16 protein-coding genes and 1 tRNA gene are annotated in these 18,935 nt (G+C 70.3%); 10 read left to right on the plus strand and 7 right to left on the minus strand.

The window, feature by feature from the left end; all coding sequences use genetic code 11:
- Window positions 1-98: 98 nt before the first annotated feature.
- The 3 genes from pheA (at window position 99) to ACIBJB_RS16935 (ending at window position 3,639) form a co-directional block, all read left to right on the plus strand.
- Window positions 99-1,031, plus strand: a complete 933-nt coding sequence (gene pheA / locus ACIBJB_RS16925) for a prephenate dehydratase (RefSeq protein ID WP_398931167.1) — start codon at window positions 99-101, stop codon at window positions 1,029-1,031.
- 530 nt (window positions 1,032-1,561) lie between these two features.
- Complete coding sequence (serS, locus tag ACIBJB_RS16930; RefSeq protein WP_398931169.1) at window positions 1,562-2,839, plus strand: serine--tRNA ligase; 1,278 nt, start codon at window positions 1,562-1,564, stop codon at window positions 2,837-2,839.
- Window positions 2,836-3,639, plus strand: coding sequence for an HAD family hydrolase (locus ACIBJB_RS16935; protein ID WP_398931171.1), 804 nt, complete (start codon window positions 2,836-2,838; stop codon window positions 3,637-3,639). The genes serS and ACIBJB_RS16935 overlap by 4 nt, the downstream gene beginning before the upstream one ends.
- A gap of 255 nt (window positions 3,640-3,894) precedes the next feature.
- Here ACIBJB_RS16935 and ACIBJB_RS16940 read toward each other — a convergent pair.
- The 6 genes from ACIBJB_RS16940 to ACIBJB_RS16965 form a co-directional block, all read right to left on the minus strand.
- Window positions 3,895-3,982 (minus strand) — tRNA-Ser (locus ACIBJB_RS16940).
- A 267-nt stretch (window positions 3,983-4,249) separates the two neighbouring features.
- Complete coding sequence (locus tag ACIBJB_RS16945) at window positions 4,250-4,447, minus strand: hypothetical protein (RefSeq protein ID WP_069759589.1); 198 nt, start codon at window positions 4,445-4,447, stop codon at window positions 4,250-4,252.
- 126 nt (window positions 4,448-4,573) lie between these two features.
- A complete protein-coding gene (locus ACIBJB_RS16950) occupies window positions 4,574-5,293 on the minus strand; it encodes an ABC transporter permease subunit (protein ID WP_062041172.1) in 720 nt (239 codons plus the stop codon).
- 10 nt (window positions 5,294-5,303) lie between these two features.
- On the minus strand, window positions 5,304-6,215 hold the full coding sequence (locus ACIBJB_RS16955) for an ABC transporter ATP-binding protein (RefSeq protein WP_062041169.1): 912 nt from the start codon (window positions 6,213-6,215) through the stop codon (window positions 5,304-5,306).
- Window positions 6,212-7,117: an ABC transporter permease gene (locus ACIBJB_RS16960; protein WP_398931174.1), complete on the minus strand. Its 906-nt coding sequence runs from the start codon at window positions 7,115-7,117 to the stop codon at window positions 6,212-6,214. Before ACIBJB_RS16960 ends, ACIBJB_RS16955 begins: the two co-directional genes overlap by 4 nt.
- Window positions 7,107-8,072: an ABC transporter ATP-binding protein gene (locus ACIBJB_RS16965; protein WP_398931989.1), complete on the minus strand. Its 966-nt coding sequence runs from the start codon at window positions 8,070-8,072 to the stop codon at window positions 7,107-7,109. The genes ACIBJB_RS16960 and ACIBJB_RS16965 overlap by 11 nt, the downstream gene beginning before the upstream one ends.
- 247 nt (window positions 8,073-8,319) lie before the next feature.
- Here ACIBJB_RS16965 and ACIBJB_RS16970 point away from each other — a divergent pair, with 247 nt between their 5' ends.
- The 7 genes from ACIBJB_RS16970 to ACIBJB_RS17000 all read left to right on the plus strand — a co-directional run bounded on the left by ACIBJB_RS16970 (window position 8,320) and on the right by ACIBJB_RS17000 (window position 15,412).
- Window positions 8,320-9,162: a M24 family metallopeptidase gene (locus ACIBJB_RS16970; RefSeq protein ID WP_398931176.1), complete on the plus strand. Its 843-nt coding sequence runs from the start codon at window positions 8,320-8,322 to the stop codon at window positions 9,160-9,162.
- Window positions 9,159-10,916: an SDR family oxidoreductase gene (locus ACIBJB_RS16975; protein ID WP_398931178.1), complete on the plus strand. Its 1,758-nt coding sequence runs from the start codon at window positions 9,159-9,161 to the stop codon at window positions 10,914-10,916. Before ACIBJB_RS16970 ends, ACIBJB_RS16975 begins: the two co-directional genes overlap by 4 nt.
- Complete coding sequence (locus ACIBJB_RS16980; RefSeq protein ID WP_398931180.1) at window positions 10,913-11,782, plus strand: metal-dependent hydrolase; 870 nt, start codon at window positions 10,913-10,915, stop codon at window positions 11,780-11,782. The genes ACIBJB_RS16975 and ACIBJB_RS16980 overlap by 4 nt, the downstream gene beginning before the upstream one ends.
- Window positions 11,779-12,717, plus strand: a complete 939-nt coding sequence (locus tag ACIBJB_RS16985) for a MerR family transcriptional regulator (RefSeq protein WP_398931182.1) — start codon at window positions 11,779-11,781, stop codon at window positions 12,715-12,717. Before ACIBJB_RS16980 ends, ACIBJB_RS16985 begins: the two co-directional genes overlap by 4 nt.
- Before the next feature lie 122 nt (window positions 12,718-12,839).
- Entirely contained in the window at window positions 12,840-13,412 is a 573-nt protein-coding gene (locus ACIBJB_RS16990; protein ID WP_398931184.1) for an RNA 2'-phosphotransferase, read from the plus strand.
- Between the two features lie 128 nt (window positions 13,413-13,540).
- Window positions 13,541-14,443 (plus strand): LLM class flavin-dependent oxidoreductase, encoded by a 903-nt coding sequence (locus tag ACIBJB_RS16995; RefSeq protein WP_398931186.1) that lies wholly within the window; start codon window positions 13,541-13,543, stop codon window positions 14,441-14,443.
- A 102-nt stretch (window positions 14,444-14,545) separates the two neighbouring features.
- Window positions 14,546-15,412: a Cof-type HAD-IIB family hydrolase gene (locus tag ACIBJB_RS17000; protein ID WP_398931188.1), complete on the plus strand. Its 867-nt coding sequence runs from the start codon at window positions 14,546-14,548 to the stop codon at window positions 15,410-15,412.
- A 14-nt stretch (window positions 15,413-15,426) separates the two neighbouring features.
- Here the strand turns inward: ACIBJB_RS17000 and cydD are convergent, their stop codons facing one another.
- Window positions 15,427-18,930: a thiol reductant ABC exporter subunit CydD gene (gene cydD, locus ACIBJB_RS17005; RefSeq protein WP_398931190.1), complete on the minus strand. Its 3,504-nt coding sequence runs from the start codon at window positions 18,928-18,930 to the stop codon at window positions 15,427-15,429.
- Between the last annotated feature and the right edge of the window lie 5 nt (window positions 18,931-18,935).

An 18,935-nucleotide genomic window follows, 5' to 3' on the forward strand; every position in this document is an offset into this window, starting at 1 on the left:
ACGTCTGGGGGCGGCCCTAGGTCACGCCGTTTCACTCAGCGGAGGGGCAGTCGTGAGACATCCGCGTCCTGTTCCACAAGGGCCATTAGGGTGAGGTCATGCCAGCCAGCTATGCCTATCTCGGCCCTGAGGGCACCTTCACCGAAGTCGCGCTGCGGACGCTTCCCGAGGCGGCGACCCGGGAGCTGATCCCCTACGTGTCGGTGCAGTCCGCGCTGGACGCGGTGCGCGCGGGTGAGGCCGAAGCCGCGTTCGTGCCGATCGAGAACTCCGTCGAGGGCGGCATCACCACCACCCTCGACGAACTGGTCGCGGGCGCCCCACTGATGATCTACCGCGAGGTGCTGCTGTCGATCACTTTCGCGCTGCTGGTCAGGCCGGGCACGGAGCTCACCGACATCAAGACGGTCTCGGCGCACCCGGCCGCCCAGCCGCAGGTGCGCAACTGGCTGAAGACGCATCTTCCGGACGCCCACTGGGAGTCGGCCGCCTCGAACGCGGACGCGGCCCGGCTGGTCCAGGAGGGTCAGTACGACGCGGCCTTCGCCGGCGAGTTCGCGGCCGCCCGCTACGGCCTTCAGGCGCTGGAGACCGGGATCCACGACGCCGAGAACGCCCAGACGCGGTTCGTGCTGGTCGGCCGCCCGGCCCGGCCCGCCGCACCGACCGGCGCCGACAAGACCTCCGTCGTGCTGTGGCAGCGCGACGACCACCCCGGCGGGCTGCGTGACCTGCTGGGCGAGTTCGCCACCCGCGGTATCAACCTGATGCTGCTGCAGTCCCGGCCCACGGGTGCGGGCATCGGCAACTACTGCTTCTGCATCGACGCCGAGGGCCACATCACCGACCGCCGGGTGGCGGAGGCGCTGATGGGGCTGAAGCGGATCTGCCGCGAGGTGCGTTTCCTCGGTTCGTACCCGCGTGCGGACAAGGAACCGGCGGACCTGCGGGCGCCCCTGACCGGCACCTCGGACGAGGAGTTCATGGCGGCCTCGGACTGGGTGGCCCGATGCCAGGACGGGCGCTTCTGACCTGTCCTACCTGCAGATCTTAGTTATCCACAGAAGTTATCCACAGGTATGTGTCTCGACCTGGGGACAAGTCGACACCAAAGCGCGACCCTGTCGACAAATCGGCCTACAGGCCTCTCCGGCGTTCACAGACGCCCGCATCACCCTTCGTCCATCCTTTTCCCTTGGTTAACTCTTTGGAGCGACCGCTTTCCACTCGAAAGTAGGGATAGATGTGGGTTTGCGACGGGAATCGTCGGCGTGACCCCCAAGTTTCGGAGTGATCAATTCCGAAATCCACAGATCCTCCGCACAGCCTGTGGATAACTTCTCGAGGGGTGTGGATCCCTGTGGACAACCGTGCGCCAAGTCCCGCTCTCCACAAGGGAGTCGAGTCAACCCCGCTCCTCGTACATGCTTCCTCCCGGCGATCCAGGTACTTTTCATTGACACGTACCGCAATTCACCCATAACAGAACGTAAGCCGCGATTCGCCACGTCCGGGAATAGTGAGTCGTGAGCCGTATCCCCGCACCGGTAGCCTTGACCGCGTGATTGACCTTCGCCTGCTCCGTGAGGACCCCGACCGAGTGCGCGCTTCCCAGCGCGCCCGTGGAGAGGACGTCGCCCTCGTCGACGCCCTCCTGTCTGCCGACGAGCGGCGCAGGTCGTCCGGCGCCCGCTTCGACGAGCTGCGTTCCGAGCAGAAGTCGCTCGGCAAGCTCATCCCCAAGGCCACTCCGGAAGAGCGCGCCGAGCTCCTGAAGAAGGCGGAGCAGCTCAAGGGCGACGTCAAGGAAGCCGAGGCCGCGCAGAACGACGCCGACGAGGAGACCAAGCGCCTCGCGTCGCAACTCGGCAACCTCGTCCACCCCGACGTCCCCGTGGGCGGCGAGGAGGACTTCGTCGTCCTGGAAACGCACGGCACCATCCGCGACTTCGGCGCCGAGGGCTTCGAGCCCAAGGACCACCTGGAGCTCGGCGAGGCGCTGGGCGCCATCGACGTCGAGCGCGGCGCCAAGGTGTCCGGCTCCCGCTTCTACTACCTGACGGGCGTCGGCGCCCTGCTGGAGCTGGCCCTCGTCAACGCGGCGATCGCGCAGGCCACCGAGGCGGGCTTCATCCCGATGCTCACCCCCGCGCTGGTCCGCCCGCGCGCCATGGAGGGCACCGGGTTCCTCGGCCAGGCCGCGGAGAACGTCTACCACCTGGAGAAGGACGACTACTACCTGGTCGGCACCTCCGAGGTCCCGCTCGCCGCGTACCACATGGACGAGATCCTCGACGCCGACAAGCTGCCGCTGCGCTACGCCGGCTTCTCGCCGTGCTTCCGCCGCGAGGCCGGCACCTACGGCAAGGACACCCGGGGCATCTTCCGCGTGCACCAGTTCGACAAGGTCGAGATGTTCTCGTACGTCGCCCCCGAGGACGCGGAGAACGAGCACAAGCGGCTCCTGGACTGGGAGAAGCAGTGGCTGACCGGTCTGGAGCTGCCGTTCCAGGTCATCGACGTGGCCTCGGGCGACCTCGGCGCCTCGGCGTCCCGCAAGTACGACTGCGAGGCGTGGATCCCGACCCAGGGCAAGTACCGCGAGCTGACCTCGGCCTCCAACTGCGACGGTTTCCAGGCGCGCCGCCTGTCCGTCCGCATGCGCGACGGCAAGAAGATCCAGCCGCTGGCGACGCTCAACGGCACGCTGTGCGCCGTACCGCGCACCATCGTGGCGATCCTGGAGAACCACCAGCTGGCCGACGGCTCGGTGCGGGTGCCCGAGGTGCTGCGTCCGTACCTGGGCGGCCGGGAGCTGCTGGAACCGGTCGCCAAGTGAGCAGTGGCTTTCCGTACCGGCTGATCGCGACCGACCTCGACGGAACGCTCCTGCGCTCCGACGAGTCGGTCTCGCAGCGCACCCGTGACGCGCTCGCCGCGGCCACCGCGGCGGGCGCCGTCCACATCGTCGTGACGGGACGCGGGGCCCGCTGGACCAGGCACGTCCTCGACGACCTCGGCTACGACGGCCTCGCGGTCTGCGCCCAGGGCGCGCAGGTGTACCACGCCGGCGAGCACCGTCTGCTGACGTCGGTGACGTTGGACCGGCAGCTGGCCGGCGTGGCCCTCGCGAAGATCGAGGCGGAGGTCGGCCCGCTGTACCTGGCGGCGAGCCGCGACGGCCTCGACGGCGACGTGATGGTCGGGCCGGGGTACGCGGTGACGGGCGCCCTGCCGTCGACGCCGTTCACGGACGCGTCGGATCTGTGGGCCGCCCCGCTGAACAAGATCTACATCCAGCATCCGGAGCTGTCGGACGACGAGTTGGCGCGGGCCGCCGTTCGGGCAGCGGGCGGTTTCGTCACGGTCGCGATGGCGGGCCAGGGCATCGTCGAACTGCTCCCGCTGGGCCTGTCGAAGGCCACGGGCCTGTCGTTGGCCGCCCGCCGCCTGGGGGTGAAAGCCGCGGACACGATCGCCTTCGGCGACATGCCCAACGACCTCCCGATGTTCGCCTGGGCGTCGTACGGCGTGGCGATGGCGGACGCGCACGAGGAACTGAAGGCGGTCGCCGACGAGGTGACGTCCTCCAACGAGGAGGACGGGATCGCGGTGGTGCTGGAGCGGTTGCTGGGCTGACGGCTGCGCACTGTCCGGCTGGGCCGGAAGCTCGTCAAAGGCCGGAGGTCGTCGATGGCCGGCAACGCGTGCACTGGTCCCACGGCCGCTGCGCCGCCGGGGCCGAGCGGGTCGACGATCAGGCTGCAACCGGCCGGCGCACCGCCGCACTCTTCGCCGACGACGGCCGCCTGCCCCGGCAGGTTCAGAACCCGTCGGCCCTTCTTGACGTACTCCGGCCAAGAAGCCCGGCCAGGTCCCAGTGACAACGTCTCGCGGAGGATGCACGAATCGAACGTGCGCGGGCTTTCCAGGCCCGACCTTGGCTTAGCAAGCCAGTGCCTTACCACTCGGCCAATCCTCCGGGTGGGCGGCCTCACGCGAGAGCGACATCGCGTGCTCGAAGCGGCCGCCCCGGGCAGTTCCTGCGGGTGGACTCGACGGTGGCGTAACTACACCGGAGGCCTCCGCGTGCTGCCCTGACGGGAGCTGGACGTACTGTCGTGCATGGACATCGCCCGGCTCCTCCCCAGAACGTGGCGCCGGACCGTCGTCCGGCGGTGTGGACACAACCACTCTGCCTGTACGACGAGTTGGGCGCCACCGATTAAATACGGCCGTGCGTTCGAGGCTATCGGCGCCGCCAGCGCCGTCGGCGCTTGCTGAAGAACCACCCCGCGGGCGGCTCGTCGGAGCGCCAGGGCTGCGGTTCGGGTTCCTCGTCACGCCAGCGCGCCGCCAGCATCCGGGCGCGGGCAGACGGCTCGGTCGTCCCTGCGGACTGTATGAAGTCCTCGTCCAGGACGAGGTCGTCCCAGTCGTCTGCCATGCCCGTTCCCTTCGACTCGCAGCCGAACGTTCCCCTTTGTCCAGTCTGCCCGGACAAAGATGAAGTCCCTGTCAGTAAGCGGGACATCAGTGGTACGTCAGACAACAGTGGTATGTCAGGGGGCGCCTACTCCTCGCCCGCCAGCGTCAGCGACCGCAGCTTCTGTCCCGCGTACCAGGTGGCGAGGACGGTCACCACGACCAACAGCACCGTGGCCGTCGGCAGTCCGACGTCCGAGGTGACCAGATCCCCGCCCGCGACCTTGTGGGCGACGGCCAGCGACCACTGCTGGACGCTCAAAGTCCTCGCCCCGGCGACCAGGGAGCCGAACAGGGCCTCCCAGACCAGCGCGTAGACGAGCCCGAAGACCACCGCGTGCCGGGACACCGTGCCGAGCAGCAGGAAGAGCGCCGCGTAGGCGATCGAGGAGACCAGCGCGGCCACCGTGTAGGCGACGGCGATCTGCTGGCCGTTGCCATTGAGGATGAATCCCGCGATCAGCGTCGGCAGGGCCGAGAACACCATCGTCACGGCGATCGCCACGATCAGCTTGGTGAAGATGATCGTCGGCCGCTTGAGCGGCTTGGACAGCAGGTACACCACCGAGCCGTCGTCGATCTCCGGGCCGATCGCGCCGGTTCCCGCGATGACACCGATGATCGGCACCATGGTGGCGAGCGCGAGCCCGCCCAGCAGGTCGGAGGCGGTCTGGTCGTCGGCGCCGACGAGGGCGCGCACGATCACGGAGATCGCGATCAGCAGCAAGGGCAGGGCGCCCAGGATGAGGGCCCTACGGCGGCCGAGCAGAGCCCGGTAGGTGAGTCGGGCGACTGTGGGGTCGTACATCTTCGGCCTCCTACGCCGCGACAAGATACGAGAAGACGGACTCGAGGGACTCGTCGGACGGCGAGACCGTGAGCAGCCGGATGCCGTGGTCGCGCGCGACCTTGGGCAACAGCGCGGTGAAACGGCCGAAGTCGACCGCCTGGATGCGCAACGCGCCCTCCGCCAGGTCGACTTCGATGCCGGAGGTCGACGGGTCGGCGATCAGCGCGGCCGCCAGGGCCCGGTCGTCGCTGGAACGCACCAGGTAGCGGTGCGGACGGTCCGTCATCAGACGGCGGATCTTGCGGAAGTCACCGCTGGCCGCGTGCCGGCCCGCGACGACGACCTCGATGTGCCAGGCGAGCTGCTCGACCTCTTCGAGGATGTGCGAGGAGAACAGCACGGTACGGCCCTCGTCGCCCATGCGCCGCAGCAGGTCCATGAGCTGCATGCGCTGGCGCGGGTCCATGCCGTTGAACGGTTCGTCGAGCAGGAGCAGCGAGGGGTCGTGGACCAGGGCGGACGCCATCTTCACGCGCTGGCGCATGCCCTTGGAGTACGTCGAGATCTTGCGGTCCTGCGCGTACTCCATCTCGACGGTGGCCAGCGCCTTCTGGGCGGCCTTGGCACCCAGGCCGTGCAACTCGGCGTTGGCGACGACGAATTCGCGGCCGGTGAGGAAGTCGTACATCGCCTCGCGCTCGGGGACGATGCCGATGTGCCGGTAGATCGCCTCGTTGCGCCACACCTGCTGTCCGTCGAGGGTGACGGTGCCGGTGGAGGGGGCGAGGAAGCCGCCCATCATGTTGATGAGGGTGGACTTTCCGGCGCCGTTGGGGCCGAGCAGGCCCGTGACGCCGGGGCCGATCGTCATGGTGATGTCGTTGACGGCGACCACGTTGCCGAACCAGCGGGAGACATGGTCGATCTGGAGCGTGGTCACAGTCCCACCTTCTTGTAGCGGCGCATCAGGATGCCGTAGCTCGCGGCGATCAGGCCGAGGACGGCCAGGACGTAGACCACGCCCTCGCCGCTCGACGGGCCGACCGCTCCCGGGAACGCCGAGTTCGCGCCGAGGAACGCCGACTGCAGTCCGTCGATGAGCGTGACCGGCGAGAACAGGCCGATCCACGGGACGGCGCTGGAACTGCCCTGAGCGTCGGCGATCGCCTGGACGGTGGAGACCGCGCCGTAGGAGATGGTCAGCACGGCGATCACCGCCGCGATACCGAAGCCGCGGCGAGGGGTGACCGACGCGATGACCAGGCCGATACCGGCGAAGAGCAGCGAGAGCAGCGCCACGGAGACCAGTCCCTGTCCGAACCCCTTGGTCTGGTCGGCGAAGTCCAGCTTGGCCAGCAGCGCGCCCACATAGAGCACGATCAGCGGGGCGGCGGTCAGGATGAACATCGCCGAGGCCAGAGCCGCGTACTTCGCGCGCACGTAGTCCGCGGTCTCGATGGGCCGCGAGAAGTAGAGCGGCACGGTCTTGAAGCGCAGGTCGCGCGAGACGGACTGAGGGGCCTGTGAGGCGACGTACAAGCTGATGACGGCCTGCATGATGATCGCGTAGCGCGTGTAGTCGACGGGCAGGTCGTTCGCCTTCGTGGCGACCGCGACGGCCACCATGATGGCCGCGGGCACGCACATCACGACGAACAGGAGCATCGGCAGCACCTTGGACTTCACCGAGCGGCCGAGGCCGTAGGCGCCGCGCAGGGACTGCGAGTAGAGCGAGCGGGTGGCGTAGGAACGGCCGAGGCGAGGTCCGTCGTAGGTGCGGTAGCCGATGTTGTGGATGCGGGTCTGGTCGCCCGAGGGGGCGGCCGGGTTCTCAACTGCCATGGCTGACGGCCTCCTTCCGCTGCTCGTCCTCGTTCGTGAAGACTTCCGAGATGTGGTGCCTGCGCTGCTCCATGCGCACCAGGCCGAGACCGAGGTCGGCGACGACGTCCCGGACGAGGTCGTAGGTCTCCTCGCCCTCTGCGGTCAGCAGCAGGATGTGACCGGCGCCCGGCAGACCGCTCTGGGAGTCGAGGACCTCCATCCCGCGCGCGTGGAGCGCCTCGCGCACCGCGCGGGTGCCGTCCGGGTGCTGGTCGGTGTCGGTGACCTCGACCGCGAGGGTCGTCGTGGTCTGGGTGAAGTCGGTGGTGGAGCTGGAGCGCAGGAGCTTGCCGCCGTCGATGACGACGACGTGGTCGCAGGTGCGCTCCAGTTCGCCCAGGAGGTGCGAGGTCACCAGGACCGAGATGCCGAAGTCGGTGTAAATGCGGCGGATCAGGCCCAGCATGTCGTCGCGGCCGACCGGGTCGAGGCCGTTGGTCGGCTCGTCGAGGAAGACCAGCTGCGGGTCGTGCACCAGGGCCTGCGCGAGCTTCACGCGCTGCTTCATGCCGGTGGAGTAACCGCCGATGGGGCGATAGCGCTCCTCGTACAGGCCGACATGGCGCAGGGTGTCCGCGGTGCGCTCGCGCGCGGCGGTGGGCGGCAGACCGGACATACGGGCCATGTGCACGACGAACTCGGTGGCCGAGACGTCCGGCGGCAGGCAGTCGTGTTCCGGCATGTAGCCGACACGCTCGCGGATGGCGGCGCCCTTGGTCGCGACGTCGAGCCCGAGCACTTCGGCACGGCCCTCTGAGGCGGGGGACAGACCCAGCAGGATCTTGATCATGGTGGACTTGCCGGCTCCGTTGGCTCCGACGAGTCCGGTCACACCGGGTCCGACGTCCAAGGAGAGCCGGTCAAGAGCGGTCACCCGGGGGAACCGCTTGCTCAGGCTTTCGGTCGCGATCACAGTCACGTCGTCGACAGTAGTGACGCGGACCACTCAGGTCGTCACCCCGCAGAGCTGCATTGGCATCAGACTCCAGAGGTACGGGCACCTAGGGGTCACCCTGAAGTAGAACAACGCGGCCTCCGTTTTCCACATCGGCAGCTTTTTCCACAGCCCGAACCGGCCTATTGACGCAGCCTCTAACAACTGTCACATTCGCCAGTGTCACGTTACGGGCACGTACCGCAGTCGACGGGGACGAGGCGGCATGACGACGGCAGTGAACAGCGGACTCTCCGCCCGGTTGCGGGGATTCAGGCAGGTCCAGCGGCTCGCGTACGAGTGCGCGGAGGCGGTCGCGGCCCGTCTGGAGCCCGGCGTGAGCGAGCGGCAGGCCGCCCGGATGCAGCGCGAGTGGCTGCGCGAGCGGGGCGTACGGGACTGGTTCCACCTGCCGTTCGCCTGGTTCGGTGACCGCACGGCGTTCACGGGCTTCCGCGTTCCGCTGCAGTTCTTCCCGACCGACCGCCGCCTGGCGCCCGGCATGCCGTTCATCCTGGACATGGCCCCGGTGTACGAGGGCTTCACCGCCGACATCGGCTACTCCGGCTCGCTGGGCATCAACCCCGTCCAGGAGAGACTGATGGCCGACCTCGAGGCGCACCGCGAGCTGATCCTGCGCGAGGTCCGTGAGCGGCGGTCGCTGCGCGAGATCTACGAGGATGTGGACCGCCTCATGGTCCGCCAGGGCTACGCCAACCGGCACCGCGCGTACCCCTTCGGCGTGATCGCCCACAAGGTCGACCAGGTCAAGCAGCGCCGCTGGTCACCGCACGTCTTCGGGTTCGGCACCCAGTCTTTGAAGGGCCTGGCCGCCGACGCGCTGCACGGCCACCGCGAGGGCTGGTCGCCCCTGTGGTCGCCGTACCGCTTCTCCGACCACCCGCCGCGACCGGGCCTGTGGGCGGTCGAACCCCACCTCGGATTCCGGGGCACGGGCGCGAAGTTCGAGGAGATCCTGGTCGTCACCGACTCCAGGGACCCCGAGCAGAGCGCCTTCTGGCTGGACGACGATCTGCCGCACGTGCGGCGCTGGGCGGAGGCGAAGTGAGCTTGCTGGAAGGTGCGCGGGAGCGCCGGGTGCGAACCGGTGGCGTCGAACTGTGCGTGGCCGAACTGGGCGACCCGGGGCAGCCGACCGTGGTCCTGGTGCACGGCTACCCGGACAGCAAGGAGGTCTGGTCCGAGGTCGCGGCCCGGCTCGCCGACCGGTTCCACGTCGTCCTCTACGACGTCCGGGGCCACGGCCGGTCGACGGCACCGAAGCCGCTGCGCGGCGGGTTCACCCTGGAGAAGCTGACGGACGACTTCCTGGCCGTCGCGGACGCCGTCAGCCCGGACCGGCCCGTGCACCTGGTCGGACACGACTGGGGCTCGGTGCAGTCCTGGGAGTTCGTCACCGTCCCGCGCACCGAGGGGCGCATCGCGTCCTTCACCTCGATGTCCGGACCGTCCCTCGACCACCTCGGCCACTGGATCGCGGGACGCCTCAGGCGCCCCACCCCGCGCCGGGTCGGCCAGCTGCTCGGGCAGAGCGCAAAATCCTGGTACGTCTACCTGCTGCACACCCCCGGCCTGCCCGAACTGGCCTGGCGCGGCCCGCTCGGCAAGGCCTGGCCGCGGCTCCTGGAGCGCGCCGAGAAGGTCCCCGCCGACGGCTACCCGACCTCCTCGCTGCCCACCGACGCGGCCCACGGCGCGTGGCTGTACCGGGACAACGTCCGGGCCCGGCTGCGCCGCCCGCGCACCGACGCGTACGCACACGCGCCCGTGCAGCTCATCACGCCCCTGGGGGACGCGTTCCTCTCGGAGAAGCTCTGCGACGGCCTGGAGCAGTGGGCACCCCAGCTGACCCGGCGCACCCTCCCCGCCAAGCACTGGGTCCCGCGCTCACGCCCGGACCAGCTGTCCGCGTGGATCACGGAGTTCGTGACGTCCGTCGAAGGCGGCCGGACCGCTGTGCGGGCGACCGGGAAGTACGCCGACCGGTTCGGCGGACAGCTCGTGCTGGTCACCGGCGCGGGCAGCGGCATCGGCCGCGCCACGGCGTTCGCCTTCGCGGAGGCCGGCGCGCGCGTGGTCGCCGTCGACCGGGACGCCGAGGCCGCCGCCCGCACCGCGGAACTGTCCCGGCTGGTCGGCGCCCCCGAGGCCTGGGCGGAGACCGTCGACGTCTCCGACGAACAGGCCATGGAGAAACTCGCCGGCAAGGTCGCCGCCGAGTACGGCGTGGTGGACGTCCTGGTCAACAACGCGGGCATCGGACTCGGCGGCTCCTTCTTCGACACCACCACCGAGGACTGGAAGAAGGTCCTCGACGTCAACCTGTGGGGCGTCATCCACGGCTGCCGGCTCTTCGGCAAGCAGATGGTGGAGCGCGGACAGGGCGGACACATCGTCAACACCGCCTCGGCGGCCGCCTATCAGCCCTCCAAGGCGCTGTCCGCCTACGGCACCTCCAAGGCGGCCGTCCTCATGCTCAGCGAGAGCCTGCGCGCCGAACTCGCGGGCCGGGGCATCGGCGTGAGCGCGATCTGCCCCGGCTTCGTCAACACCAGCATCACCTCCACCGCGCGCTTCGCGGGCGTCGACGCCGACGAGGAGAAACGCCGCCAGAAACGCACGGCCCGCCTCTACGGGCTGCGGAACTACCCGCCCGAGAAGGTCGCCGACGCGATCCTGCGAGCGGTCGTGCGCAACCAGGCCGTCGTACCGGTCACGCCCGAGGCCCGCGGCGCACGCGTCATGGCCCGGTGGGCGCCGAAGGCACTCCGGGCGATCGCACGGCTGGAGCCGCCGCTGTGAGCCACGAGATCGCCCCGCGCCGGGTGTCCTTCGACTGGTCCCGCACGCCCCTGCACTGGATCCCCGGCGAACCCACCGCGACCCACGTCATCAACGTGCTGCACCTGCTGCTGCCGGCGGGGGAGCGCTGGTTCGTGAAAGTCCTCAAGGAAGGCCTGCCGCTGGTCAGCGACCCCGGACTCCGCGCCGACGTCAAGGGGTTCATGGGCCAGGAGGCCACACACAGCGTCCAGCACACACACGTACTGGACCACCTGGCGGCGCAGCGGCTCGACACCGCCGACTTCACCAAGTACGTCGACTTCCTCTTCGAGCGGCTGCTCGGCGAGCGCCCGCCCCTCAACGCGCCCATTCCCGCGCGCGAGTGGCTGCGCTTCCGGCTGTCGGTCGTCGCCGCCATCGAACAGTTCACCGCCGTGCTCGGCGACTGGGTGCTGGCCGCCGACGGACTCGACCGGGCCTGCGCCGACGAGGTCATGCTCGACCTGCTGCGCTGGCACGGCGCCGAAGAAGTCGAACACCGCGCGGTCGCCTTCGACATGTACCAGCACTGTGGCGGCACCGGAACGCCCCGATACGCCCGCCGGATCGCGGGCATGGCGGTCACCGCCCCGGTGATGCTCCACCTGTGGCTGTGGGGGACCGCCTACCTGATCCGCCACGACCCACAGCTCGCGGGCCGCCTGCGCTACTCCCTCAAGGAGCACGAGAGGGCCGTACGAAAAGGGCTGCTGCCTGCCTGGCGAGAGCTCGGCGCGGCCATACCGCGGTACCTCCGGCGGTCCTACCACCCGTCGCAGGAGGGGTCGTTGAGCCGTGCGGTGGAGTACCTGAAGCGGTCACCGGCGGCGCGGGCCGCCGCGTGAGCGACACCCCCGCCCACCGGATCGAGGACCTCGCCCGCCTCAGCGGCGCCACCGTCCGCACCATCCGCGCCTACCAGGACCGCGGACTGCTCCCCCGTCCCGAGCGCCGCGGCCGGGCCAACATCTACACCGACACCCACCTCGTCCGGCTGCGCCAGATCGCCGACCTCCTCGACCGCGGCTACGGCCTGGCCTCCATCAAGGAGCTCCTGGAGGCCTACGACTCCGGCCGTGGCCTCGGCGGCATCCTCGGTCTTGTCGCCGAGGTCGACGGTCCGTGGACCGACGAGGAGGCCGTCCGGATCTCCCGCGCCGAACTGGACGCCCGCTTCGGCGGCACCCCCGACGAGACCGCGGTCGCCGAGGCGGTGGAGCTCGGCGTACTGGAGCCGGTACCCGGCGACGACAGCACCTTCCTCGTGCCGAGCCCCCAAGAGCTCGCCGTGGCCGCCGAGTTGTACGCGGCCGGGGTCCCGCTCTCCGCGATCTCCGGCCACCTGCGGGAGTTGAGGGGACAGGTCGAGCACATCGCCGCCCGTTTCCTTGAGTTCACCACCGAGCACGTCTTCGCGCGCTACCTGCAAGGACCGCACCAGCCGACCGACGCGGACGCCGCCGAAGCCGCCTCACTCGTCCGCCGGCTGCGGCCGCTCGCGCAGCAGACCGTGGACGCCGAACTCGCGCGCGCGATGCGGACGTTGGCGGTACGACAGCTGCGGCAGCACCTCGGTTCCGAGGAGACGTCGGATGGGCGTCGGGCGTCACGTTCCGTGTCCGTGCCCGAGGAGACGATGCGGGCGGTGGAAGGGCTGGTTGGGGTGGAGCGGGCGGCGGAGTTCTTTGTGCTGGCGGCTGAACGGGAGGTGCGGGCAAGGGCGTTGGATGCGCTCACGTCAAATGGACGGCCCCCAGTCGATCTTGACGAAGGGGGCTGACATGACAGGGAGTTGTCCACAGAAACGCCAAGTAGCCTGTGGATAACTACACTTGGTTGTGGATCAAACATCCGGTCCAAAATCATTCGCGTGATTCACGTCTCTCCCGGCACCCTGGCGGGATGAACGAGAACAAGCCACGCGAGAGGGACGAGAGACGCACCGTGAAGGTCTCGAAGTACCTCTCGAAGCATCTGCGCCACCAGCCTGAACGCATCGGGCTCACACTCGACGAGGCCGGCTGGGTCGAGATCGACGTACTGATCGCCGCGGCCACCGAGCACGGCTTCCGCTTCACCCGGGACGAGCTGGACCACGTGGTCGCCGCCAACGACAAACAGCGCTTCGCGATCGACGGCACGCGCATCCGTGCCAGCCAGGGCCACAGCATCGACGTCGACCTCGGCCTGCCACCGGCGACCCCGCCGCCGTACCTCTACCACGGCACGGTGGCGCGCTACCTGGACGCGATCCGCGCCGAGGGACTGCGCCCCATGAACCGGCACGACGTACACCTCTCGCCCGACCGCGAGACAGCGACCCGGGTCGGCTCCCGCCGCGGCCGGCCCGTCGTGCTCTCCGTGCACGCGGAAGCCATGCACCGCGACGGCCATGTCTTCCACGTCAGCGCGAACGGCGTGTGGCTGACCCAGTCCGTCCCACCGCGCTACCTGCGGTTTCCCGAGCAGCACTGAGCCTCGGCGGGAGATGATCGACGCCATGGACCACGGCATGGACCGTGGCATGGACCACCTCGCCACCACCGAGCCGCCGTGAGTCACTGTTTCACGTGAAACAGTGCCCACCGCATACGCTCGGACACATGAGTCTGCGCCTGAGTACCGTGATCCTCCCCTACCGCCGCTGGAACGAGGGGAGCCGCGAGGCATGGCAGCGCGCGGACCAGCTTGGTTTCCACACCGGATACACCTACGACCACCTGTCCTGGCGCACCTTCCGCGACGGCCCCTGGTTCGGTGCCCTGCCCACACTGACCGGCGCCGCGGGCGTCACCGACCGGCTGCGCCTGGGCACCCTGGTGACCTCGCCGAACTTCCGGCACCCGGTGAACCTGGCCAAGGAACTGATCACCCTCGACGACATCTCCGGCGGCCGCGTCACCCTCGGTATCGGCGCGGGCGGCACCGGCTTCGACGCCACCGCGCTCGGCCAGGATCCGTGGAGCCCGCGCGAGCGTGCCGACCGGCTCGCCGAGTTCGTCCCGCTGCTCGACCGCCTGCTCTCTGAGGACTCGGTGTCCTACGAGGGCGACTTCTACTCGGCGCACGAGGCCCGCAACATCCCCGGCTGTCTCCAGCGGCCCAGGCTGCCCTTCGCCGTGGCCGCCACCGGTCCCCGCGGCCTGCGGCTCGCCGCACGCCACGGGCAGGCATGGGTGACCACCGGCGACCCGAAGCTCTACGAGAACGGCACGCCCGAGCAGTCCCTCCAGGCCCTCCGCGGCCAGGTCGACAAGCTCGCCGACGCCTGCGCGTCGCTCGGGCGGGACGTGGACTCGCTGGACAAGATCCTGCTCACCGGCTTCACCCCGGACCGCGGGCGCCCGCTGGAGTCCCTCGACGCCTTCGTCGACTTCGCGGGCCGCCACCGGGAGCTCGGCTTCACGGAGCTCGTGATCCACTGGCCGATCCCCGACTCCGACTTCGCCGCCGACGAGAAGGTCTTCGAGCAGATCGCCATGGAGGCACCGGCACAGCTGGGCTGAGGCGGCAGCACCGGGGCGGGTGGGGTCCGCTCCTGGGTCAGGTATGTCTCACCTGTGCGGGCACCCGTCCGGTCGTGCAGGCATGTGCGGGAGAATGAGCGGGTGACCTCAGCTACTCGACAGCCCGAGACCCCGGCCGCCGACATACCTCCGCGCCTGATTGCCACCGATCTCGACGGCACTCTGCTGCGTGACGACAAGTCGGTGTCCCCGCGCACGGTCGCGGCTCTCGCCGCCGCCGAGGAGGCGGGCATCGAGGTCTTCTTCGTCACCGGCCGCCCGGCCCGCTGGATGGACGTCGTCAGCGACCACGTCCACGGCCACGGCCTCGCCATCTGCGGCAACGGCGCCGCGGTGGTCGACCTGCACGGTGGCCCCGGCGCCCACCGGTTCGTGAAGGTACGCGAGCTGGCCCGGGAGAACGCCCTCGACGCCGTAGGGCTGCTGAGGGAGGCGGCGCCCGGCACGGTGTACGCGGTGGAGCAGACGTACGGCTTCTACCAGGAGCCGGACTATCCCAAGCTGCACATGGAGATCCCCGACAACCTCGCACCGGCCGAGGAACTGCTGGCCGAGGACGGTCCCGGTGCCGCCGAGCCGGTGCTGAAGATCCTCGCCTACCACCCCTCGATCGATCCGGACGCCTTCCTCACCCTCTCGCGCCTCGCCATCGGTGACCGCGCCAACGTCACCCGGTCCAGCCCCAGCGCCCTGCTGGAGATCAGCGGACCCGGCGTCTCCAAGGCCAGCACGCTCGCCCTGTGCTGCGCCGAGCGCGGCATCTCGCATGAGGAGGTCGTCGCGTTCGGGGACATGCCCAACGACGTCGAGATGCTCACCTGGGCCGGACAGTCGTACGCGATGGGCAACGCCCACCCGGACGTGATCGCCGCTGCTTCGGGCCGGACCGTCGCCAACAACGACGACGGAGTGGCCGTCGTGATCGAGAGGATGCTGGAACGGCTGTAGGGGGCTGCTGCGGCTCAGCCGACCAGAGCCCCGCGTGCCGCCACCAGCAACTCCGACTCCGCCTCCCGCTCGGCCATCTCCCGCAGCGGCCCCGCCACGCGCGTCAGCTCCGCGTAGGGACCCCGCTGCACGACCCGTCCCTCATCGAGTACGACCACCTCGTCCACCGACTCGAGTCCTGCCAGCCGGTGCGTGATGAGGAGTGTCGTACGGCCTTCGGTGGCGGCCAGCAGATCGGCGGTGAGCGCGTCGGCGGTGGGCAGGTCGAGGTGCTCGGCGGGCTCGTCCAGGACGAGGACCGGGAAGTCGGCGAGCAGTGCCCGGGCCAGCGCGAGCCGCTGCCGCTGCCCGCCGGACAGCCACGCCCCGTGCTCGCCGACCAGGGTGTCGAGCCCATCGGGCAGGCTCTCGGCCCAGTCGAGCAGGCGGGCCCGCTTCAGCGCGTCCCACAGCTCCTCCTCGGTCGCGTCTTTCTTGGCGAGGAGCAGGTTCTCGCGCACCGAGCTGTCGAAGAGATGTGCGTCCTGCGCGCACAACCCCACCAGCCGCCGTACGTCGTCGCTGTGCAGCCCGTAGGCGTCCACGCCGCCCAGCGTGTAGGTGCCGGCGTCCGCGTCCAGGAAGCGCAGCAGCACCTGCGCGAGCGTGGTCTTGCCGGAGCCGGATGCGCCGACGACGGCGATCCTTTGGCCCTCCGTCAGGCTCAGGTCGAGGCCCGTGAGCGCGTCCCGGTCCTGGCCCTCGTACCGAGTCGTCAGTCCCTCGAGGACGACCGGGAACGGGGAGGCGGGCGCCTGCCCGGCGGTCTCCGGTTCCCGTACCGGCTCGGGCGCGTCCAGCACCTCGTGGACGCGCTCCGCGCTCCTGCGCACCCGCTGCCGGTACTGCACGGCGAGCGGCAGCCCGAGCACGGCCTCGAAGGCTGCCAGTGGAGTGAGCACGACGACGGCCATGGCGACCCCGCCGAGCCGCCCGGAGGCGACCGCCTGGGCGCCGACGAGGGCGGTGGCGGTGACGGTCAGGCCGCAGATCAAAGCGGTGAGTCCGTCACCGAGGGCGGTGGCAGTGGCGGCGCGGGAGGCGATCCGGGTGAGGACGCCGTCCGCCCGACGTGCCTCGGCGGTACGGGCGGGCAGAGCACCGGCGACGGTCAGCTCCGCGGTCCCGGTGAGGAGATCGGTCACCCGCGTCGCCAGTTCCCCGCGGGCTGGGGCGAGCCTGCGTTCGGCGCGGCGAGCCACGGCTGCTGTGACGAGCGGGACACCGGCACCGGCGGCCAGCAGGCCCACGGCGAGCGCGGCACCTGCCTCCGGCAGCAACCAGGCCGTGAACCCCACGGAGGCCGTGGACACCACGAGGGCGGCACCGGCGGGCAACAGCCAGCGCAGCCAGTAGTCCTGGAGGGCGTCCACGTCGGAGACGAGCCGTGAGAGCAGATCACCCCGGCGGGCCGTACGCAGACCGGCCGGCGCGAGTCGCTCCAGGCGCCGGTACACGGCGACCCGGGTGTCCGCGAGCATCCGCAGCACGGCGTCATGCGAGACCAGGCGCTCCGTGTACCGGAACACGGCCCGGCCGATCCCGAAGGCCCTGGTCGCCGTCACAGCCACCATCAGATACAGCACGGGCGGCTGCTGCGAGGCCCGCGAGATCAGCCACCCGGAGGTGGCCATCAGACCCACGGCACTGCCGAGCGCAAGGCTCCCGAGCAGCAGCGCGAGCGCGAGTCGGCCTCGTCGGGGGCCGGACATGGCGCGGACACGGGAGAGAACGCCGCGCGCCTCTGCCGGCGGCTCGATCGTCCCGGGCTCCGCCGAAGCAGGGCTGCTGACCTCGACCGTACGTGCCGCGGACGCCTTGACCATGGCCTCCACCGGAGCCGGTACCGCCGGCTCCGCCAGCCGCACCACCCGGTCCGCCACCCCCAGCAGCGCCGGCCGGTGCACCACCAGGAGCACCGTCCGCCCGGCCGCGAGTCGCCGTACCGCCGCCACGACCTCCGCCTCGGTGCCTCCGTCGAGCGCCGCCGTCGGCTCGTCGAGGAGCAGCACCGGCCGATCCGCGAGGAACGCCCGGGCCAGCGCGAGCCGTTGCCGCTGCCCGGCGGACAGCCCGGCCCCGTCCTCGCCGAGCACGGTGTCGGCCCCCAGGGGCAGCGCGTCGATGAACTCCAGCGCCCCCGCGTCCCCCAAAGCCCCTCGTACCGCGGCCTCGTCGGCGTCGGGCCGGGCCAGCCGTACGTTCTCGGCGATCGTCCCGGCGAACAGCTGCGGCCGTTGCGGCACCCACGCGATGCGCGACCGCCACTCCGCCAGATCGACCTCGGCGAGATCGGCTCCCCCGATCCGCACCCGTCCCCCGGCCGGCCGCACGAATCCCAGCAGGACGTTCAGCAGCGTCGACTTGCCCGCGCCGCTGGGCCCGACCAACGCGACCGTCTCCCCGGGCGCGACCTCGAAGGACACGTCCGCGACGGCGTCATCCGAGCGCCCAGGGTAGGTGACCGTGACCTGTTCGAAGGCCAGCGCACCCTCGGGCACCGCAGCGGTACCCGACGTCGGCACCGGCGTCTCCAGCACCGAGAAGATCTCCTCGGCGGCGGCCAGCCCCTCCGCCGCCGCGTGATACTGCGCGCCGACCTGCCGCAGGGGCAGATAGGCCTCAGGGGCCAGGATGAGGATGACCAAGCCGTCGTACAGGTGCATCTCGCCGTGGACGAGCCGCATCCCGATCGTCACGGCGACCAGCGCCACTGACAGCGTCGACAGCAACTCCAGGGCAAAGGAGGAGATGAAGGCGATCCGCAGCGTCCGCATGGTCGCCTGCCGGTACTCGCCGGTGATGCGTCGAATCGACTCGGCCTGCGCCTTGGCCCGGCCGAACACCTTCAGCGTCGGCAGTCCCGCGACCACGTCCAGGAAGTGCCCCGACAACCGGGACAGCAGCCGCCACTGACGGTCCATCCGGGACTGGGTGGCCCAGCCGATCAGCACCATGAAGACGGGGATGAGTGGCAGGGTCCCGACGATGATGGCCGCCGAGACCCAGTCCTCCGTCACGATCCGCGCCAGTACCGCCACCGGCACGACCACCGCCAGTCCCAACTGCGGGAGGTAGCGCGAGAAGTAGTCGTCGAGGGCGTCGACCCCCCTGGTGGCAAGGGCGACCAGCGACCCGGTCCGCTGCCCGCTCAGCCAACCGGGCCCCAGCGCCGTGGCCCGCTCCAGCAGCCGCCCCCGCAGTTCCGACTTCACTGCGGCACTCGCGCGGTGCGCCGCGAGCTCGGTGAGCCAGGAGACGAGCCCACGCCCGACAGCGACGGCGGCCAACAGCAGCAGGGGAGTGCTGAGTTCCGCGACCGCAGAACCATGCTGGAACGCGCCGACCACGACCTCGGCGACGAGCATCGCCTGGGCGATGACCAGCAGGGCACCGAGGCCGCCCAGGCCGACCACGGCCACCAGGAAGAGGCGGGTGGCCCGGGCGTATCGGAGCAGGCGCGGATCGATTGGTTTCACGTGAA

The organism is Streptomyces sp. NPDC050759, from assembly GCF_044456945.1.
Lineage (GTDB): Bacteria > Actinomycetota > Actinomycetes > Streptomycetales > Streptomycetaceae > Streptomyces.